General features: G+C 70.6%; 16 protein-coding genes and 1 pseudogene. 11 read left to right on the plus strand and 6 right to left on the minus strand.

What is annotated here, in order from left to right:
• The 6 genes and pseudogenes from ABT254_RS44875 to ABT254_RS44900 all read left to right on the plus strand — a co-directional run.
• Positions 1 to 189, plus strand: a pseudogene (locus tag ABT254_RS44875) (L-rhamnose isomerase); the annotation flags it as partial.
• Positions 190 to 331: 142 nt separating this feature from the next.
• Positions 332 to 2,371: a bifunctional aldolase/short-chain dehydrogenase gene (locus ABT254_RS44880; RefSeq protein WP_351483501.1), complete on the plus strand. Its 2,040-nt coding sequence runs from the start codon at positions 332 to 334 to the stop codon at positions 2,369 to 2,371.
• A gap of 8 nt (positions 2,372 to 2,379) precedes the next feature.
• Positions 2,380 to 3,816, plus strand: coding sequence for a rhamnulokinase (locus ABT254_RS44885; protein ID WP_502972149.1), 1,437 nt, complete (start codon positions 2,380 to 2,382; stop codon positions 3,814 to 3,816).
• A 70-nt stretch (positions 3,817 to 3,886) separates the two neighbouring features.
• Positions 3,887 to 4,642: a (Fe-S)-binding protein gene (locus tag ABT254_RS44890; RefSeq protein ID WP_351483502.1), complete on the plus strand. Its 756-nt coding sequence runs from the start codon at positions 3,887 to 3,889 to the stop codon at positions 4,640 to 4,642.
• Positions 4,639 to 6,117, plus strand: coding sequence for a LutB/LldF family L-lactate oxidation iron-sulfur protein (locus ABT254_RS44895; RefSeq protein WP_351483503.1), 1,479 nt, complete (start codon positions 4,639 to 4,641; stop codon positions 6,115 to 6,117). The genes ABT254_RS44890 and ABT254_RS44895 overlap by 4 nt, the downstream gene beginning before the upstream one ends.
• Entirely contained in the window at positions 6,114 to 6,782 is a 669-nt protein-coding gene (locus ABT254_RS44900; RefSeq protein WP_351483504.1) for a LutC/YkgG family protein, read from the plus strand. The genes ABT254_RS44895 and ABT254_RS44900 overlap by 4 nt, the downstream gene beginning before the upstream one ends.
• A 125-nt stretch (positions 6,783 to 6,907) precedes the next feature.
• Here the strand turns inward: ABT254_RS44900 and ABT254_RS44905 are convergent, their stop codons facing one another.
• Positions 6,908 to 7,951: a sigma-70 family RNA polymerase sigma factor gene (locus tag ABT254_RS44905; RefSeq protein WP_351483505.1), complete on the minus strand. Its 1,044-nt coding sequence runs from the start codon at positions 7,949 to 7,951 to the stop codon at positions 6,908 to 6,910.
• 182 nt (positions 7,952 to 8,133) lie between these two features.
• On the opposite strand from ABT254_RS44905, the gene ABT254_RS44910 reads away from it, so the two are divergent.
• Both ABT254_RS44910 and ABT254_RS44915 read left to right on the plus strand, forming a co-directional pair.
• Entirely contained in the window at positions 8,134 to 8,433 is a 300-nt protein-coding gene (locus ABT254_RS44910; protein WP_351483506.1) for a YciI family protein, read from the plus strand.
• A complete protein-coding gene (locus ABT254_RS44915; protein WP_351483507.1) occupies positions 8,430 to 9,923 on the plus strand; it encodes an MFS transporter in 1,494 nt (497 codons plus the stop codon). The genes ABT254_RS44910 and ABT254_RS44915 overlap by 4 nt, the downstream gene beginning before the upstream one ends.
• 75 nt (positions 9,924 to 9,998) lie before the next feature.
• Here the strand turns inward: ABT254_RS44915 and ABT254_RS44920 are convergent, their stop codons facing one another.
• Positions 9,999 to 10,595 (minus strand): hypothetical protein, encoded by a 597-nt coding sequence (locus ABT254_RS44920; RefSeq protein ID WP_351483508.1) that lies wholly within the window; start codon positions 10,593 to 10,595, stop codon positions 9,999 to 10,001.
• A 157-nt stretch (positions 10,596 to 10,752) separates the two neighbouring features.
• Between ABT254_RS44920 and ABT254_RS44925 the strand changes: the two genes are divergently transcribed.
• Together ABT254_RS44925 and ABT254_RS44930 are read left to right on the plus strand one after the other, a co-directional pair.
• The gene (locus ABT254_RS44925) at positions 10,753 to 11,610 is read left to right on the plus strand and encodes an AAA family ATPase (protein WP_351483535.1); all 858 of its coding nucleotides are present in this window, start codon (positions 10,753 to 10,755) and stop codon (positions 11,608 to 11,610) included.
• Positions 11,607 to 12,962 (plus strand): vWA domain-containing protein, encoded by a 1,356-nt coding sequence (locus ABT254_RS44930; RefSeq protein WP_351483509.1) that lies wholly within the window; start codon positions 11,607 to 11,609, stop codon positions 12,960 to 12,962. The genes ABT254_RS44925 and ABT254_RS44930 overlap by 4 nt, the downstream gene beginning before the upstream one ends.
• Before the next feature lie 3 nt (positions 12,963 to 12,965).
• Here ABT254_RS44930 and ABT254_RS44935 read toward each other — a convergent pair whose 3' ends face one another.
• The gene (locus ABT254_RS44935; protein ID WP_351483510.1) at positions 12,966 to 13,325 is read right to left on the minus strand and encodes a cupin domain-containing protein; all 360 of its coding nucleotides are present in this window, start codon (positions 13,323 to 13,325) and stop codon (positions 12,966 to 12,968) included.
• Between the two features lie 170 nt (positions 13,326 to 13,495).
• Between ABT254_RS44935 and ABT254_RS44940 the strand changes: the two genes are divergently transcribed.
• Positions 13,496 to 13,891: a nuclear transport factor 2 family protein gene (locus tag ABT254_RS44940; RefSeq protein WP_099934630.1), complete on the plus strand. Its 396-nt coding sequence runs from the start codon at positions 13,496 to 13,498 to the stop codon at positions 13,889 to 13,891.
• On the opposite strand, the gene ABT254_RS44945 is transcribed toward ABT254_RS44940, so the two are convergent.
• Genes ABT254_RS44945 through ABT254_RS44955 form a run of 3 tightly spaced genes read right to left on the minus strand, consistent with a single transcriptional unit; the run spans position 13,886 to position 16,928 of the window.
• The gene (locus tag ABT254_RS44945) at positions 13,886 to 14,869 is read right to left on the minus strand and encodes a threo-3-hydroxy-L-aspartate ammonia-lyase (protein WP_351483511.1); all 984 of its coding nucleotides are present in this window, start codon (positions 14,867 to 14,869) and stop codon (positions 13,886 to 13,888) included. The two genes, ABT254_RS44940 and ABT254_RS44945, sit on opposite strands and share 6 nt — an antisense overlap.
• Complete coding sequence (locus ABT254_RS44950; RefSeq protein WP_351483512.1) at positions 14,866 to 15,555, minus strand: helix-turn-helix transcriptional regulator; 690 nt, start codon at positions 15,553 to 15,555, stop codon at positions 14,866 to 14,868. The genes ABT254_RS44945 and ABT254_RS44950 overlap by 4 nt, the downstream gene beginning before the upstream one ends.
• Before the next feature lie 5 nt (positions 15,556 to 15,560).
• Positions 15,561 to 16,928: a competence protein CoiA family protein gene (locus ABT254_RS44955; RefSeq protein ID WP_351483513.1), complete on the minus strand. Its 1,368-nt coding sequence runs from the start codon at positions 16,926 to 16,928 to the stop codon at positions 15,561 to 15,563.
• Positions 16,929 to 17,118: the final 190 nt, after the last annotated feature.

Genomic DNA, 17,118 nt, shown 5'->3' on the forward strand with positions numbered 1-17,118 from the left:
GGTGACGTCCTCGAAGCCAACGCCGTGCTGATGGACGCCTACAACACCGACGTCCGGCCGCTGCTCGCCGAGGTCCGCCAGGAGATGGGGCTCGATGCCGACCCGATCGGCGCCTACCGCCGCTCCGGATGGGCCGAGAAAATCGTCGAAGAACGGGTCGGCGGACAACAAGCTGGATGGGGAGCCTGAACGCTGCCACTCGTCCGCCTGAACTTGTTGTTCGCAGGCTGCGGGCCCGGATGCGGCTGGTCGCGCCCGCCCGGCGGAGCCGCACATCGATACAGCCCCGCGCCCCTAACGGGGCACGTAACTTTCGAAGGACTGAATGGACATGGCATCCCACCCCGAAGCCGCCGCTCTGCTGGCCCGGTCCCATCGGCTCGGTGCTGATCCCCGTAATACCAACTACGCCGGCGGCAACACTTCCGCGAAGGGCACCGACACCGACCCTGTCACCGGTGGTGACGTCGAGTTGATGTGGGTCAAGGGATCCGGTGGTGATCTCGGCACGCTCACCGAGGCCGGGCTCGCCGCGTTGCGGCTGGATCGGTTGCGGGCCTTGCGGGGGGTCTATCCGGGTGTCGAGCGTGAGGACGAAATGGTCGCCGCGTTCGACTACTGCCTGCACGGGAAGGGGGGTGCCGCGCCCTCCATCGACACCGCGATGCACGGTCTGGTGGACGCCGCGCACGTCGATCATCTGCACCCCGATTCCGGGATCGCGCTGGCCTGCGCGGCCGACGGAGAGAAGCTGACCGCCGAGTGTTTCGGCGACACGGTGGTGTGGGTGCCGTGGCGGCGGCCCGGGTTTCAGCTGGGGCTGGACATCGCGGCGGTCAAGGAGGCCAACCCGCAGGCCATCGGGTGCATCCTCGGCGGGCACGGGATCACCGCCTGGGGCGAGACCTCTGAGGAGTGCGAGCGGAACTCGCTGCACATCATCCGCACCGCCGAGGCGTTCCTCGCCGAGCGGGGAAAGGACGAGCCGTTCGGGCCGGTGATCGCGGGTTACGAAGCGCTGCCCGAGGCCGAGCGGCGGGAGCGGGCGGCGGCGTTGGCGCCGTATGTGCGGGCCGTTGCCTCTCAGGACAAGCCGCAGGTCGGGCACTTCAACGACTCCGATGTCGTGCTGGAGTTCCTGGAGCGGGCCGAGCATCCGCGGCTCGCCGCGCTCGGGACCTCCTGCCCGGACCACTTCCTGCGGACGAAGGTACGGCCGCTGGTGCTCGACCTGCCGCCGTCCGCTCCCGTGGAGGAGGCGATCGCGCGGCTGAAGGAGCTGCACGCCGAGTACCGCGAGGAATACGCCGCCTACTACCAGCGGCACGCGCTGCCCGGCTCCCCCGCGATGCGCGGCGCCGACCCGGCGATCGTGCTGGTTCCGGGTGTGGGCATGTTCAGCTTCGGCAAGGACAAGCAGACCGCGCGGGTGGCCGGCGAGTTCTATGTCAACGCCATCAACGTGATGCGCGGGGCCGAGGCCGTGTCGTCGTATGCGCCGATCGAGGAGTCGGAGAAGTTCCGCATCGAGTACTGGGCGTTGGAGGAGGCCAAGCTCCAGCGGATGCCGAAGCCCAAGCCGCTGGCGACGCGGGTCGCGCTCGTGACAGGAGCGGGCAGCGGTATCGGCAGGGCCATCGCGGAGCGGCTGGTCGCTGAGGGCGCGTGTGTCGTCGTCGCCGATCTCAACGCGGAGAACGCGGCCGCTGTGGCCGAGGAGTTGGGTGGTTCGGACAAGGCCGTCGCCGTGACGGTGGACGTGACGGACGAGGAGCAGATCGTGGCGGCCTTCAAGGCGGCCGTGCTCGCCTTCGGCGGGGTCGATCTGGTGGTCAACAACGCCGGGATCTCCATCTCGAAGCCGTTGTTGGAGACTTCGGCGCGCGACTGGGACCTGCAGCACGACATCATGGCCCGTGGGTCCTTCCTCGTGTCGCGGGAGGCGGCCCGGGTGATAATCGCGCAGGAGCTGGGCGGCGACATCGTGTACATCGCCTCCAAGAACGCCGTCTTCGCCGGGCCCAACAACATCGCCTACTCGGCCACCAAGGCCGACCAGGCTCATCAAGTACGGCTGTTGGCCGCCGAGTTGGGCGAGCACGGCATCCGCGTCAACGGGGTCAACCCGGACGGTGTGGTGCGCGGTTCCGGGATCTTCGCGGGCGGCTGGGGCGCACAGCGGGCGGCCGTGTACGGGGTGCCGGAGGAGAAGCTGGGCGAGTTCTACGCGCAGCGGACCATCCTCAAGCGTGAGGTCCTGCCGGAGCATGTCGCGAACGCCGTGTTCGCGCTGACCGGCGGGGAGCTGACCCACACCACGGGGCTGCACGTCCCGGTCGACGCCGGCGTCGCGGCCGCCTTCCTGCGGTGAGCGCGCTCGTGAAGTCGTACGCCGCGGTCGACCTCGGCGCGTCCAGCGGGCGTGTCATGGTCGGCCGCGTCGGCCCCGACAGCCTGGAGCTGACCGAGACGCACCGCTTCCCCAACCGGCCCGTACGGGTGCCCGAGGGGTTGCGGTGGGACATCCTCTCCCTGTACGGGGGTGTTCTGGACGGGCTGCGGGCCGCCGGGCAGGTCGATTCCGTCGGCATCGACAGCTGGGCCGTGGACTACGGGCTGCTGGACGCGGACGGGGCGCTGCTCGGCAATCCCGTGCACTACCGGGACTCCCGCACCGAAGGAGTCGCGGAGAAGGTGTGGGCGAGCGTGCCCGCCGAGCAGCTGTATGCGGCGACGGGGTTGCAGTACGCGCCCTTCAACACCCTGTATCAGTTGGTCGCGGCCAAGGAGTCGGCGCAACTCGCCCATGCCGAGCGGCTGTTGCTCATCCCGGACCTGATGTCGTACTGGCTCACCGGCGAGCAGGGCACCGAGCTCACCAACGCCTCGACGACCCAGCTGATCGATCCCCGGACGCGCGAGTGGTCGTCCGAGGTCGCCTCACGCGTGGGGGTCGACCTGGGGTTGTTCGCGCCGCTGCGGCAGCCTGGCGATCCGGCGGGTGTGCTGCGGCCGGAGGTGCTGGAGGAGACCGGGCTGAGGGGTCCGGTGCCGGTGACGGCGGTCGGCTCGCACGACACCGCGTCCGCGGTGGCCGCCGTACCGGCCGACGGCGAACGGTTCGCCTACATCTGCACCGGGACCTGGTCGCTGGCCGGTCTCGAGCTGGGCGCGCCCGTGCTGAGCGAGGAGAGCCGGGCCGCCAACTTCACCAATGAGCTGGGGCTGGACGGCACGGTCCGCTATCTGCGCAACATCATGGGGTTGTGGCTGCTCCAGGAGTGCGTACGGGCCTGGGGCGAACCGGAGCTGGGCGAGCTGCTGCTGGAGGCGGCCAAGGTGCCGGCGCTGCGGTCGGTGGTGGATGCGGGCGATGCGGCGTTCCTGGCGCCGGGGCGGATGCCGGAGCGGATCGCCGAGGCGTGCCGTGTCTCGCGGCAGCCGGTGCCCGGATCCCCCGCGGAGATCACGCGCTGCATCCTCGACTCACTGGCCCTGGCCCACCGCCGGGCGATCGAGGACGCCCAGAGGCTGGCCTCGCATCCGGTCGACGTCGTGCACGTCGTCGGCGGCGGTACCCGCAACGCCCTGCTGTGCCAGCTGACCGCCGACGCGTGCGGGCTGCCCGTGGTGGCGGGTCCGACGGAGGCGGCGGCACTGGGGAACGTGCTGGTCCAGGCCCGGGCGCACGGGCTGGTCGGCGACCTCGCGAGCGGCCGGCGCCTGCTCACCCGCACCCAGCCGCTGACCCGCTACGAGCCGCGCGGCGACACCGCCCGGTGGCGTGAGGCGCAGGCCCGGCTCACCGGAAGGTGACGGGGTCTCCCCCACGTAGCGTCCCCCGGCTACCCTTCACTCATCCGATGATCGATCACAAGGAGCCGCGATGCGTGTCGCCCTGTTCCTGACCTGCGTCAACGACACGCTCTATCCGGAGACCGGGCGCGCCGTGGTGAAAGTGCTGACCAGGCTGGGCGTTGAGGTCGACTTCCCGATGGCCCAGACCTGCTGCGGGCAGGCGCACTACAACACCGGGTACCGGCATGAGGCGGAGCCGCTGGCCCGGCATTTCTCCGATGTCTTCGGGGAGTACGAGGCGATCGTGACGCCGTCCGGGTCGTGCGGGGCCATGGTGCGGGAGCTGTATCCGCGGATGGGTGAGCGGGCGCGGGCCGAGGGGCGCGGTGACACCCTCGCGGCGACATTGGCTCCCGTCGTCCCGAAGACGTACGAGCTCACCGAGTTCCTGGTGGACGTGCTCGGGGTGACCGACGTCGGCGCGCACTACCCGCACCGGGTGACCTACCACCCGACCTGTCACGGACTGCGCGGCCTGGGGCTCGGCGACCGCCCGCGCCGGCTGCTCCAGGCCGTGAAGGGACTGGAGCTGGTCGAGCTGCCGGGTGCCGAGGAGTGCTGCGGCTTCGGCGGCACCTTCGCCCTGAAGAACTCCGACGTCTCGGCGGCGATGGGCACGGACAAGGTGCGCAACGCCGAGTCGACCGGCGCGGAGGTGCTGTGCGCGGCCGACAACTCCTGCCTGATGCACATCGGCGGGACGATGACGCGGCTCAGCAGCGGCATGCGGCCGATGCACATCGCGGAGATCCTGGCGAGCACGGAGGAGGAGCCGGCCGTATGAGCGGGACGTTCGTAGGGATGCCGGCCTTCCCGAAGGCCGCGCACGAGGCGGTGAACAATCCGACGCTGCGCGGCAATCTGCGGCACGCCACCCACACCATCCGCGCCAAGCGGGCCAAGGCCGTCGCGGAGGTGTCGGACTGGGCGGCGCTGCGGGAGGCGGGCAAGCGGATCAAGGACCATACGCTGCGTCATCTCGACCGGTATCTGGAGCAGTTGGAGGAGTCGGTCACGGCCGCGGGCGGCATCGTGCACTGGGCCGCCGACGCCGACGAGGCCAACCGGATCGTGGCCGACCTGGTGAAGGCGACCGGAGAGAGGGAGGTCGTCAAGGTCAAGTCGATGGCCACGCAGGAGATCGGCCTCAACGAAGCGCTCGAGGCCGAGGGCATCCGCGCCTACGAGACCGACCTCGCCGAACTCATCGTGCAGTTGGGCAAGGACAGGCCCTCGCACATCCTGGTCCCGGCGATCCACCGCAACCGTGGCGAGATCCGGGACATCTTCGAGCGTGAGATGAGCGAGTGGGGCCGTCCGGCCCCCGAGGGCCTGACCGACACGCCCGCCGAACTCGCCGAGGCCGCCCGCCTCCATCTGCGGGAGAAGTTCCTGCGCGCCAAGGTCGGCATCTCCGGCGCCAACTTCATGGTCGCCGAGACCGGCACGCTGGTGGTCGTCGAGTCCGAGGGCAACGGACGGATGTGCCTGACCCTGCCCGAGACGCTGATCTCGGTCGTCGGCATCGAGAAGATCGTGCCGACCTGGCAGGACCTGGAGGTGTTCCTGCAGACCCTCCCCCGCTCCTCTACCGCCGAGCGCATGAACCCCTACACCTCGACATGGACCGGCACCACGGATGACGACGGACCGCGCACCTTCCACTTGGTGCTGCTCGACAACGGCCGCACCGACACCCTCGCCGACGAGGTCGGCCGCCAGGCGCTGCGCTGCATCCGCTGCTCGGCGTGTCTGAACGTCTGCCCGGTCTACGAGCGGGCGGGCGGCCACGCCTACGGCTCCGTCTATCCCGGCCCGATCGGCGCCATCCTCAGCCCCCAACTCCGGGGTACCGCAAGCGAGATCGACGCCTCCCTGCCGTACGCCTCGTCGCTGTGCGGTGCCTGCTACGAGGTGTGCCCGGTCGCCATCGACATCCCGGAGGTCCTGGTCCATCTGCGGGAACGGGTCGTGGAGGGCGGGCAGGTGACCCGCGAGGGCAACAAGGTGGTGCTGCAGCCCGCGAAGGGGCACGCAGCCGAGCGGGCGGCGATGCGCGCGGCCCGCTGGGCGTTCACGCACCCGGGCGCCCTGCGCACCGGCCAGCGGCTCGCCTCCCGCACCCGCCGCATCCACCCCCGGACGCTGCCCGGTCCGGGCAAGGCGTGGAGCGGCAGCCGGGATCTGCCGGCGGTGCCCGCGGAACCGTTCCGCGACTGGTGGCAGCGTACGAACGGCGGAAAGGACGGCGCGAAGTGAGCAGCAGGGAACGGATCCTGGGCCGGGTACGGCGCGCACTCGCGGACGTACCGCAGGACGACCGGCCGTACGAGCAGGCCGTTTCGCGCGACTATCTGCGGGAGCACGGGGCGCGGAGTGCCGAGCAGACGGTGGATCTGCTGGCCGAGAATCTGGCGGACTACCGGGCGATCGTGCACCGCTGCACAGGGGCCGAGCTGGCGGCGGTGATCGGCCGGTTGCTCGCCGAGCGGGGTTCGAAGACGGTACTGGTGCCGTCCGGGCTGGACGAGGAGTGGCTCGCGGGGACGGACGCCGAGCGGGTGCCGGATCGCGGCGAGAGCACACCCCACGAGCTGGACCAGGTCGAGAGCGTGGTCACCGGCTGCGCGGTCGCCATCGCCGAGACCGGCACCATCATCCTGGACGGCAGCCCCGACCAGGGCCGCCGCCGCGTCACCCTCGTCCCCGACCACCACATCTGTGTCGTGCGCGTCCCGGAGCAGGTCGTCTCGTCCGTGCCCCAGGCCCTCGAACGCCTCGACCCGACCCGCCCGTTGACCTGGATCTCCGGCCCCTCGGCCACCAGCGACATCGAGCTGGACCGGGTCGAGGGGGTGCACGGTCCGCGCACTCTGGAGGTGGTGCTGGTGAGCGGTGGGGCGGGCGCCGACGTCCATTCGTAGTCTCCGTACCGTCGGCGAGCGCGCAGGGGCGGCGACAGGACGACTGCCATGCGGCGCCGGGCGGCGGCTGCCGTTCCGGCACCTCCGTCTTCGGGCGCCGGACAACAGGGGGCGCCCGAAGTCTGTCAATCCGTTTCGGGGAGGGTCCGGGGCAGTCCGAAGCGTGTCATGACGTCGGTGCTGAAGCTGGTGATGGCTGTGATGTGGTCGACGGCGGTGGTGAGGACCAGGAGGCAGTAGGCGCGGTAGACACCGGTGTGCGGGTCCGCCAGGTACATACCGAAGGCCGGCTGGCCGTTGGCGCGGGTGGGGACCGCGCGGTAGGCGCGGCCGGGGCGGAAGGTGACGGCGGCCAGGATGCGCTGGGCTGTTTCGATGCCGCGGTACTCCAGCATGGCCGGGGGCATGGAGAGTCTCACGTCGGTGACGAGCAGTTCGATCAGGGCGTCCAGGTCGGCGCGTTCCATGGCGTCGGTGAACCGGGCGACGAGCCGCTGTTCGGCGGCGGTGTCGGATCGGGACGCAGAGCCGAGACCGACGTTGTCGCGGCCGCTGGGGTCGGCGAGGTGGTTGTCGACGGTGGCGCGGGCGCGTTTCAGGGCGCTGCTCACGGCTTCCTGGGTGGTGCCGAGCATCTGGGCGACTTCGGCTGCGTGGTAACCCAGGACGTCGCGGAGGACGAGGGCGGCGCGTTGGCGTGGTGGCAGCAGTTGCAGGGCGGTGACGAAGGCCAACGAGATGGCCTCGGTGGTCTCGTAGCGGGCCTCCGGTCCGGGGTGGCGGTCGACGAGGTGGTCGAGCAGGACGTCGGGGTAGGGCTCCAGCCAGGCCGGGGCGTCGCCGGTGCCGGTGGGTTCGGGCAGGTCGGTCTCGGGCAGCGGGGCAGCGATGCGGGGGCGCCTGCCATTGGCGCGCAGCATGCTCAGGCACCGATTGGTCGCGATCTTGTAGAGCCAGGTCCGGAGCGAGGACCGCTCGCCGAACTCGCCGAGGTTACGCCAGGCGGACACGAGGGTCTCCTGGAGCGCGTCCTCGGCGTCCTGCAACGATCCCAGGATGCGGTAGCAGTGCACCTGCAGCTCGTGGGAGTGGCCCTGTACCAGGTCGCGGAACGCCTGGTGGTCGCCTGCCCGGGCCCGAGCGATCAGGTCCGTCGTGTCCCTCTCCATCGGCATGCATCCTCGCTCTTCTTCCGTCGGCTGCGTTCGGCTCGCTCAACGATGAAGACGCCATCGGTCCGGCGAATTGGGCGGTGGCGCGCCGACCAATTTCGGGCGGGCGCCGACGTCTACCCGGTTGGAGGCGGTCCCGGTCGGGGACGCGCCCCGGACCCAGAACAGGACCACAGATCATGGCCAAGTACGTTTTCTCCTTCCGTGTGCCCTCCGGCTACAAGCCCCACGCCGGGACGCCGGCCGAGTGGCAGGCCTGGTTCGGCGGGCTGGGATCGGCCCTGGTGGACATCGGCAACGCGGTGACCGATTACGCCTCGCTCGGCGAGGTCGGCGGCAGCGATTCCCGGATGGTCGCCTACTCGGTGGTGTCCGCCGAGGACATGGACCGCGCACTGGCGCTGGCCAAGGACTGCCCGGTGCTGCGGGCCGGCGGCGGGGTCGAGGTCGGCCCCGTGATGGAAGCCGCCGGGTCGTGAGCGACGCCATGACCGCATCGACGGCACCGCCGCGGGGGTCGTTCCTGGCGACCGGGCGCGGCAAGGTCACACTGGCGCTGCTGTGCGCGGTGACGTTCCTGGACGTCATGGACGGCGCGATCGTGAACGTCGCGCTGCCCACCATCCGTACGCATCTGGGGTTCTCGGTGCAGAACCTGCAGTGGGTGGTCAGCGGCTATCTGATCACCTACGGCGGGTTCCTGCTGCTGGGCGGTCGGGCCGGGGACCTGCTGGGGCGGCGGCGGATGCTGATCGCCGGGACCGCGCTGTTCGCGGCCTCCTCGCTGGCCTGCGGGTTGGCCGAGAACCAGGGTGTGCTGGTCGGCGCCCGGATCGCCCAGGGCTTCGGGGCGGCGATGATGTCCCCGGCCGCGCTGTCCCTCGTGACCACCTCCTTCCAGGGCTCCGACCGGCACAAGGCGCTGGGCGTGTGGGCCGGGATCAGCGGGATGGCCTCGGCGGCCGGCCTGCTCTTCGGCGGGCTGCTCACCGAGGACTTCGGCTGGCGGTGGGTGTTCTTCGTGAACCTCCCGCTGTGCGCGCTGGTGCTGTTCGGGGCGTTCCGGATCCTGAAGGCCGACCACGGCCGGTCCGTGCCGGGCGGTTTCGACGTGGTCGGCGCGGTGCTGGTCACCGCCGGCATGCTGCTGCTGATCTTCACGCTGGTGAAGGCGCCGGACGAGGGCTGGGGTGCGGGCCGCACCGTCGGCGGGCTGGCCGCCTCGGCGTTGCTGATGGCCGCCTTCGTGGTCAACGAGCAGCGGCGCGCCCATCCGCTGGTCCCGCTGTCGATCTTCCGGATCAGGGGCCTGGCCGCGGCAGATGCCACCCAGGTGATCGCGTGGGCCGGGTTCTACTCGATGTTCTTCTTCGTCACTCTGTACATGCAGAACGTCCTGGGCTACTCCCAGCTGCGGTCCGGGCTCTCGTATGTACCGGTGAGCGTCGGCATCGGGTTCGGGTCGACGGTGGCCACGAAGATGTTCGTCCGGACCGGTACCCGTCCGATCATCGTCTCCGGTGCGCTGCTCGCCGCCGGTGGCATCCTGTGGCTGTCCCGCATCCCGGTGGAGGGCACCTATCTCGGCAACCTGCTCGCCCCGCTGGTCCTCATGGGAGTCGGGCTGGGGCTGTTGTACGCCGGTGTCCAGACGGCCGCGAACGCGGGCGTTCCGGAGGATCGGGCCGGATTGGCCGCGGCCCTGATCACCACTTCCTTCCAGCTCGGGTCAGCGCTCGGCCTGGCGGTGTTCAGCGGGATCGCGACCAGCCGCACCAGCCACCTGCTGGCCGCCCACACCCCGCCCCCGGACGCACTCACCGCGGGATTCCAGCGGGCCCTGCTCGTCAGCGCCCTCTGTCTCCTGGCGGCCGGAGCGATCGGGCTGCGTGCCTCCAACACCCGCGGCGAACCCGCCGCCACGCCAGAAACGCAACAAGACCCAAAGCCCTCCTACGACCCTGCATGACCCGACACAACGAAATCCCGGGATGGTGTTCAACGCCGTCCCGGGATTGTCTTCACCCTCATCGCCGGGTCCGTGTCAGCAGTAGACGATCGGGCAGCCGCGGCGCAGCGAGTGCTGGGCGGCCCGCACATACAGCGCCACGTAGAACGCGGTGTCCAGGTCCTCGCTCCAGGGGCCGGGTCGTGCGGCGGCCAGGTCCTTCGCCGGTCCGTCCAGGAACCACGTGGTCAGGTCCAGGTTGTCGTTGGTCGCCGGTATCTCGTCCACCGGGAGTTCGACGGCCCTCGCCAGCCGCTCGGCGAGGCGGAGCACCTGAGGGGCGCCGGCGACCATCGTCTCGTCCGTGTAGGCGGAGTTGACGGGGAGCCAGATCTCCTCGTCGAGGGAGAGTGGCACCAGCAGGGTCCAGCCGCAGAGCAGCTCCTCCTCGGCCCGTGACAGATGCGAGCGGCACAGCGCGCTGAAGCGGTCCATGGGAGGCACCAGCTTCTCCTCGAACGACATCCCCGAGCCGCGCACGAAGTCCGCCTCCTCGGGAACCGAGGTGTACGGCGGCAGACCGCGCCGTCTCAGCTCCTCGTCGAGCGCGGAGGCGACGGCTCCTCGGCCGCCTTCCTCCGCGTCGTCGTTGAACCACTCCTGCGCACCGACACTGACCAGGTAGATCCCCATGCCCGAAACGTACAAGGCACCACTGACAACGGGCTTCCACCTCGCTGACCTGTGCTTTTCCGGCTCGGCGGCCGCCCCCCGCATTTTGCGTGACAGAGGGGGTGAACAAGCGCTTAGATAGTAGTTCCGACCCCATGCCGAGCTGGAGGCCCCGTTGCTGTTCTCATCCGTCGACGACGTCTCCGCGCGTTTGGCCGCCACCGGCTATCTCGCCTCACCCGCGGTCGCCACGACCGTCTTCCTCGCCGACCGTCTGGGCAAGCCGCTGCTGGTGGAGGGCCCCGCCGGGGTCGGCAAGACGGAGCTCGCCAAGGCCGTGGCCGAGGTGGCGGGCGCCCGGCTGGTCCGGCTGCAGTGCTACGAGGGCGTCGACGAGTCCCGGGCGCTGTACGAGTGGAACCACGCCAAGCAGCTGCTGCGGATCAGCGCGGGCCGCGACGAGACCTGGGACGAGACCCGCACGGACATCTTCAGCGAGGAGTTCCTGCTCACCCGCCCCCTGCTCACCGCCATCCGCGGCGACGACCCCAAGGTGCTGCTGATCGACGAGACCGACAAGGCGGACGTCGAGGTGGAGGGCCTGCTCCTGGAGGTGCTGAGCGACTTCCAGGTCACGGTTCCCGAGCTGGGCACCATCACCGCGACCCGCCGCCCCTTCGTCGTCCTGACCTCGAACGCGAGCCGCGAGCTGTCCGAGGCCCTGCGCCGTCGCTGTCTGTTCCTGCACATCGGCTTCCCCGAGCAGGAGCTGGAGCGACGGATCGTCCGGCTGAAGGTGCCCGGCCTGGACGAGGCACTGGCCGGCTCGGTGGTGCGGGTGGTCGGTGCGCTGCGCGCGATGGACCTGCGCAAGGTGCCCTCGGTCGCCGAGACGATCGACTGGGCGCGCACTCTCCTCGCACTCGGCGCCGACACCCTCGACGAGAACGTCGTACGCGACAGCCTCGGCGTCCTGCTCAAGCACCAGGACGATGTCCTCAAGGCGGCCGCCAAGCTGGACCTGGACGCCATATGACCGCCCCCGGAGTGGCGGAGCGCCTCACCTCGCTGGTCGGGGCGCTGCGCGCGCACGGCATGCGGATCGGCACGGGTGAGACCGTGGACGCGGCGCAGGCGGTGGCGGCACTGGGCCTGGCGGACCGTGAGCTGCTGCGGGAGGGGCTGGCCGCGACGCTGCTGCACGGCACGGTGCAGCGGCAGGTGTTCGACCCGGTCTTCGACCTGTACTTCCCGCGGGGCGTCGGCGCGCCGGAGACTCAGGCCGCGGACCGGGACGATCTGCGGGAACGGCTCGCCGCCGCACTCGCCGCGGGCGACGTCGTCCTGATGGGGCAGCTGGCGGCGGAGGCGGTCGACGGCTTCGGCGGTTACGGTGCGTCACCGGGGTCGCAGGGCTGGTCGTCGTATCAGGCGCTCGACCGACTCCGCCCGCAGACCCTGCTCGCCCGCGTCCGCGAGAACGTCCAGGCGCGCAACGGCAGTTCCGGGTTCGCCGACAGGCTGCTCGACGACGAGATCCGGCGGCGCATCGAGACCTTCCGCAGACAGGTGGCCGTGGAGGCGCGGCGCCGGATCGCCGAGCAGCGCGACCGGGACGAGCTCGCCCGGCGCGCGGTGGCCACCACGCCCGACCGGGTCGACTTCCTGTACGCCGGGAAGCTCCAGCTCGCCGAGTTGCGCAGGACGGTTCAGCCGCTGGCCCGCAAGCTGGCCACCCGGCTCGCGGCCCGCCGGCGCCGCGCCTCCCGCGGCAGCATCGATCTGCGGCGCACCCTGCGCGGTTCCCTGTCCACGGGCGGGGTGCCGATGAAGCCGGTGCTGCGCAGGCGCCGTCCGGTACGGCCCGAACTGGTGCTGCTGTGCGATGTGTCGGGGTCGGTGTCCGGGTTCTCGGACTTCACGATGCTGCTGGTGCAGGCGCTGCACGACCAGTTCAGCAAGGTGCGGGTGTTCGCCTTCGTCAACCGGCTGGACGAGGTGACCCGGCTGCTCGAGCACGGTGCGGCCGACCCGGAGGGGCTGGGCGCCCGTATCCGGGCGGAGGCGACGCTCACGGGCTGGCACGGCAGCAGCGACTACGGCGTCGCACTGGGCGAGTTCGCGGAGCGCTACGGCGAGGCGGTGGGCCCGCGCACGACGGTGTTCGTGCTGGGCGACGCCCGTACGAACATGAGCGACCCGAACCTGTCCGCGGTGCGGCAGGTGGCCGAGCGGGCCCGCCGCGTCTACTGGTTGAATCCGGAGCCGCACGCCCAGTGGGGCACGGGCGACTCCGCCGCACCGGAGTACGCCGAGTTGGTGGAGATGCACGAGTGCCGCAACGCCCGGCAGCTGGGCGCGCTCATCGCGCGCCTGCTGCCGGTGTGACTGCTAGCCCTTCTTCGCGTACTCCGTCGCCATCTGGCCGGCGAAGTCGTACACGACGCACGGTTCGTCGCTGACCACCCAGGCGTCGTGGCCCGGCGACACCACGAACACGTCGCCCGGTCCGACCTCCTGCTCGGCGCCGTCGTCCATGCGCAGCCGCATGCGTCCGGAAACGCAGTACCCGTTGTGATGGACCTGGCAGCTCTTGGTCCCGGCGATGGGTGCCACGGACTCCGACCACTTCCAGCCCGGTTCGAAGGTCCCCACCGCGAAGTCGAGTCCGGTCATATGGACGGCTTCGAGGTGTCCGCGCGGGAAATCGCGCCGCTCGTCGGGCTTCTCGACGGCCTTGATCTCAAGCATGACGGCTCCCTTCCTTGCGAGCCCCGCCCACCCCACCATCGTCCGCCGGTCCAGCCATGACCGCCATCCAGGATGCGGAGAAACCATCGATGAGCGGACAACGCGGTCGAACGAGCGGAGAATGGTGCGAGGCCGCTTTCGCCGTACCACCCAGAAAGGTGGCGATCACCGTGGCTGAACACCCCCACGCACAACTCGTCCGCACCGGCTACGAGGCCTTCTCGCGCGGCGACATGGACACCCTGCGCTCGATGATGACGGGCGACGCCACGCACCATGTTCCCGGAAGTCACATGCTGTCCGGCGACTGCAAGGGAATCGACGCGGTCCTGGACTACTACCGCCGGCTCTACGAGGAGACGGGCGGCACGTTCAAGGTCGAGCTGCGCAACGTCCTGGTGGACGGCCGCGGCCACGCGGTGTCCATGCACCACTTCACCGCCCAGCGCGGCGACAAGCGGATCGACGAGGACGGAGCCATCGTCTTCCGGATCGTCGGGGACAAGATCACCGATCTCGACGAGTGTCTCGCGGACATCGACAAGGCCAACGAGTTCTGGTCATGACGCCGGCGCCCGGCCGCACAGCCGGGCGAAGCGGTCCGCGTCCACGTTTCCGCCGGAGACGATGACGCCGACACGGCGCGGAAGGGAGCCCGCACGCCCGGCGAGCAGGGCGGCGATCGGTGTGGCCCCACTGGGCTCGACGACGATCTTCAGCCGCTCGAAGGCGAACCGCATGGCCTCGCGGATCTCGTCGTCGGAGACGAGGGCGATGCCGTCGACGAGCCGCCGGTTGACGGAGAAGGTCAGCTCGCCAGGCGTGTCCAGGGCCTGCCCGTCGGCGATGGTGCGCGGCACGGGGATGGTGACGCGCCGGCCCGCCTCCAGGGACCGCTTGGTGTCGTCCCCGGCCTCCGGTTCGACGCCGAGCACCCGGACCCCGGGGTGCAGCCCCTTGGCCGCGGTGGCGGACCCGGCGATCAGCCCGCCGCCGCCGACGGGCACCATCAGGGCGTCCAACTCCCCTGTTTCCTCGAGGAGTTCGAGGGCGGCCGTGCCCTGCCCTGCCATCACGTGCGGGTGCTCGTAGGGCGGGATGAGGGTGAGGCCCCGCTCGGCGGCCAGGGCCTGGCCGACGGCGACGCGGTCCTCGGTGTAGCGGTCGTACGTCACGATCTCGGCGCCGTAGCCGAGGGTCGCCTCCACCTTGGAGCGCGGGGCGTCCTCGGGCATGACGATGACGGCGGTGCTGCCCAGTTCGCGGGCGGCGAGGGCGACGGCCTGGGCGTGGTTGCCGGAGGAGTAGGCGGCGATGCCGCGGGCCAGCTGCTCGGGGGTGAGCCGGGAGGCCGCGTTGTAGGCGCCGCGGAACTTGAAGGCGCCGACGCGCTGGAAGTTCTCGCACTTGAGGAAGACCTCGGCGCCGACGAGCTCGTCGAGGGTGCGCGAGCGCAGTACGGGGGTGCGGTGGGCGACGCCCTTGAGCCGGTCGGCGGCGTCGCGGACGGTGTCGAGGGTGACCGGCGGGGTGGTGGTCGTCACGCGTGTCCTCCAGCGGGGGTCGGGTCGGTGGTGGCTCGGGCCTGGGCGAGGTAGCTGTAGGCGGAGGCGCGGGAGATACCGAGCCGGGCGGCGACCTGCTCGATCGCGCGGCGTACGGCGAACACGCCGTGTTCGTCGAGTCTGCGGAACAGGTCGAGGCGCTCGGCGCGCCCCAGTGCGGCCCAGCTCGACTTCTGTCCGAGCCGGTGGGCGTCGAGGATGGCGTCCACCACGGATTCGATGTCGTTGCCGAAGGCCGTGACCGGCGGCTCGGCGGCCCCCGCGCCGAGGCCGGCGAGTGCGCCGAGCAGGGCGTGGGCCTCGTGCACCGCGCTGATGTCCACGTTGACGCACAGCGCGCCGAACACTGCTCCTGTGGAGTCGCGCAGCACCATCGTGGACGACTTGACCAGCTTTCCGGTCGCGGTGCGGGTGACGTAGTTCAGGTCGTCGGTCGCCTCGTCGCCGCGCGCGCGCACCTTCATGCCGATCTCGCTCATCGCCCCGCCGACGGCCCGGCCGGTCACCTCGCCGGCGACGGCGACGACCGACTTCTCCGGCTGCCGGTAGTCGTGCAGGACCACCTCGCACATCGGGCCGAACGTCGCCGCGATTCCGTCGACGACCGGTGCGAGGGCCGCGAGGATCGCATCCCGCTCGGCGTCGTGGTCGTGTTCGTCAACCATGCCGCCTAGACTACTGGTCCATCCTCTGGACGAAAAGTCCAGGATCCCGTGTCGTGGGTCGCGGCGTGCGTCAGTGCCTCCCGTGCGGCATGACGGTCGCCGACCGTCTCCCACCAGGGGTGCGTGTGCATCTCCTCGGCGAGACGCCGGCAGCGCTCGCGGGCGTCCGCGAGGCGTTCCCGCTGCTCGCCGGTGATCTCGGCACGCCCGGCCGCTATGTCCGCGCCGCTGGGCAGGCGCGCGGCGATGTCCGCACAGTGCTCCAGGGCCCGGGTGAAGGTCCGGCGGGCGGCCACCAGATCGCCGGGTATGACGAACTCGCCCACGGTGAAGGGCCGCGAGAATTCGGACGACCCCGGTTCGGTGTGCCACAGCGAGGCGTCGATGGGCCGTTCGTCGTCACGCGCCCGGGTGAGCTCGCTGCGAAGCCCTCCCTCCAGGCGGTCACCGGCCTCCCACGCGCCGGCCCGAGGGGTGGGCACGAGACCCGTTGCGCCCGCACGGGGCGCCGCCGCCTGGCCGGGCAGGGGTTCGGGGCGGCCTTCGAGGAACTCGTCCTTGTCCGTGGGGGTGACCCACATGTGCCAGCCGCGCCGACCTGCCGGGTGGGGCAGGTAGAGCGAGACGAGCTCGCCCGTGGCCGTACGCCGGATGACGTCGTCGTAGTAGAGGCCGCGCACCGGTTCCCACAGCGCGTGCCGCCCGCCGCACCGTCCGGCGCCCTGCTGCGGGCACGGCACCGGATTGCTCCAGTCGCAGCGGGACATGTGCAGTTGCTTGACGCCGCCGCGCACCGGCAGGGCCGCACGGTCGGTCACATCCCGCCAGCTCTGCACGTTCAGCCGGGCCCAGGGGGCGCGGTCGATGGGGATCGCGTTCTCGTTGTTGACGAGCCACAGCGGGGTGAGGCCGTCCCGGAACGCGCTGCGGGTGCGCTCGTCGACGGAACCGCCGGCTATGGCCGCAAGCTGTATTTCGTAGGCGAGCCGGTGACTGTCGCCGCCTTCCACGGTCACGTCCGTGCGCCTCTTTCCGCTCTCGGCCCCCTCCTCCGTGACCCGGAACCCCTCCCCCGCCGCGACCTTGACGGTGTATTCCCTCAGCGCCTTGTGGAGATCGCTTTCGGCCTTCGTCTCGGGGCGTTCCCCCTTGGCCACGTGCATGGCGTGCGGGCGGCCGTTGACCTTGCGGATCGCCATGAAGCCGGGGCAGATGAACCCCTCCTCCTCATGGGCTTCCAGGCAGTACAGAAGGTCCGGCTGGTAATTGCCGTAGATCTCGTCGAGCAGCCGCGGGTATTCGGGGTGCCCGAGGTCCGCCTCGGTCAGATCGAGCGTGATGCCGAGGCCCCTGTGCCAGACGCAGTAGGTCATATGGCGAGAGTAGGACGCACCACTGACAATCGGCCTAAGTCATGATCGGTAACGCCGGAGGAGTCGCCGGACGTGCCGACACGGGCGGCGTTCACATCTACTCGTGAACGAAATCTTGCGGCTGTCTCAGCCACACACCTAAGATAATTTCGTTACTCCTCGTGACTGACGAAACATCTCCTGTTCGCGG

The sequence above is a fragment of the Streptomyces sp. NPDC001137 genome, from assembly GCF_040298885.1.
GTDB lineage: Bacteria > Actinomycetota > Actinomycetes > Streptomycetales > Streptomycetaceae > Streptomyces.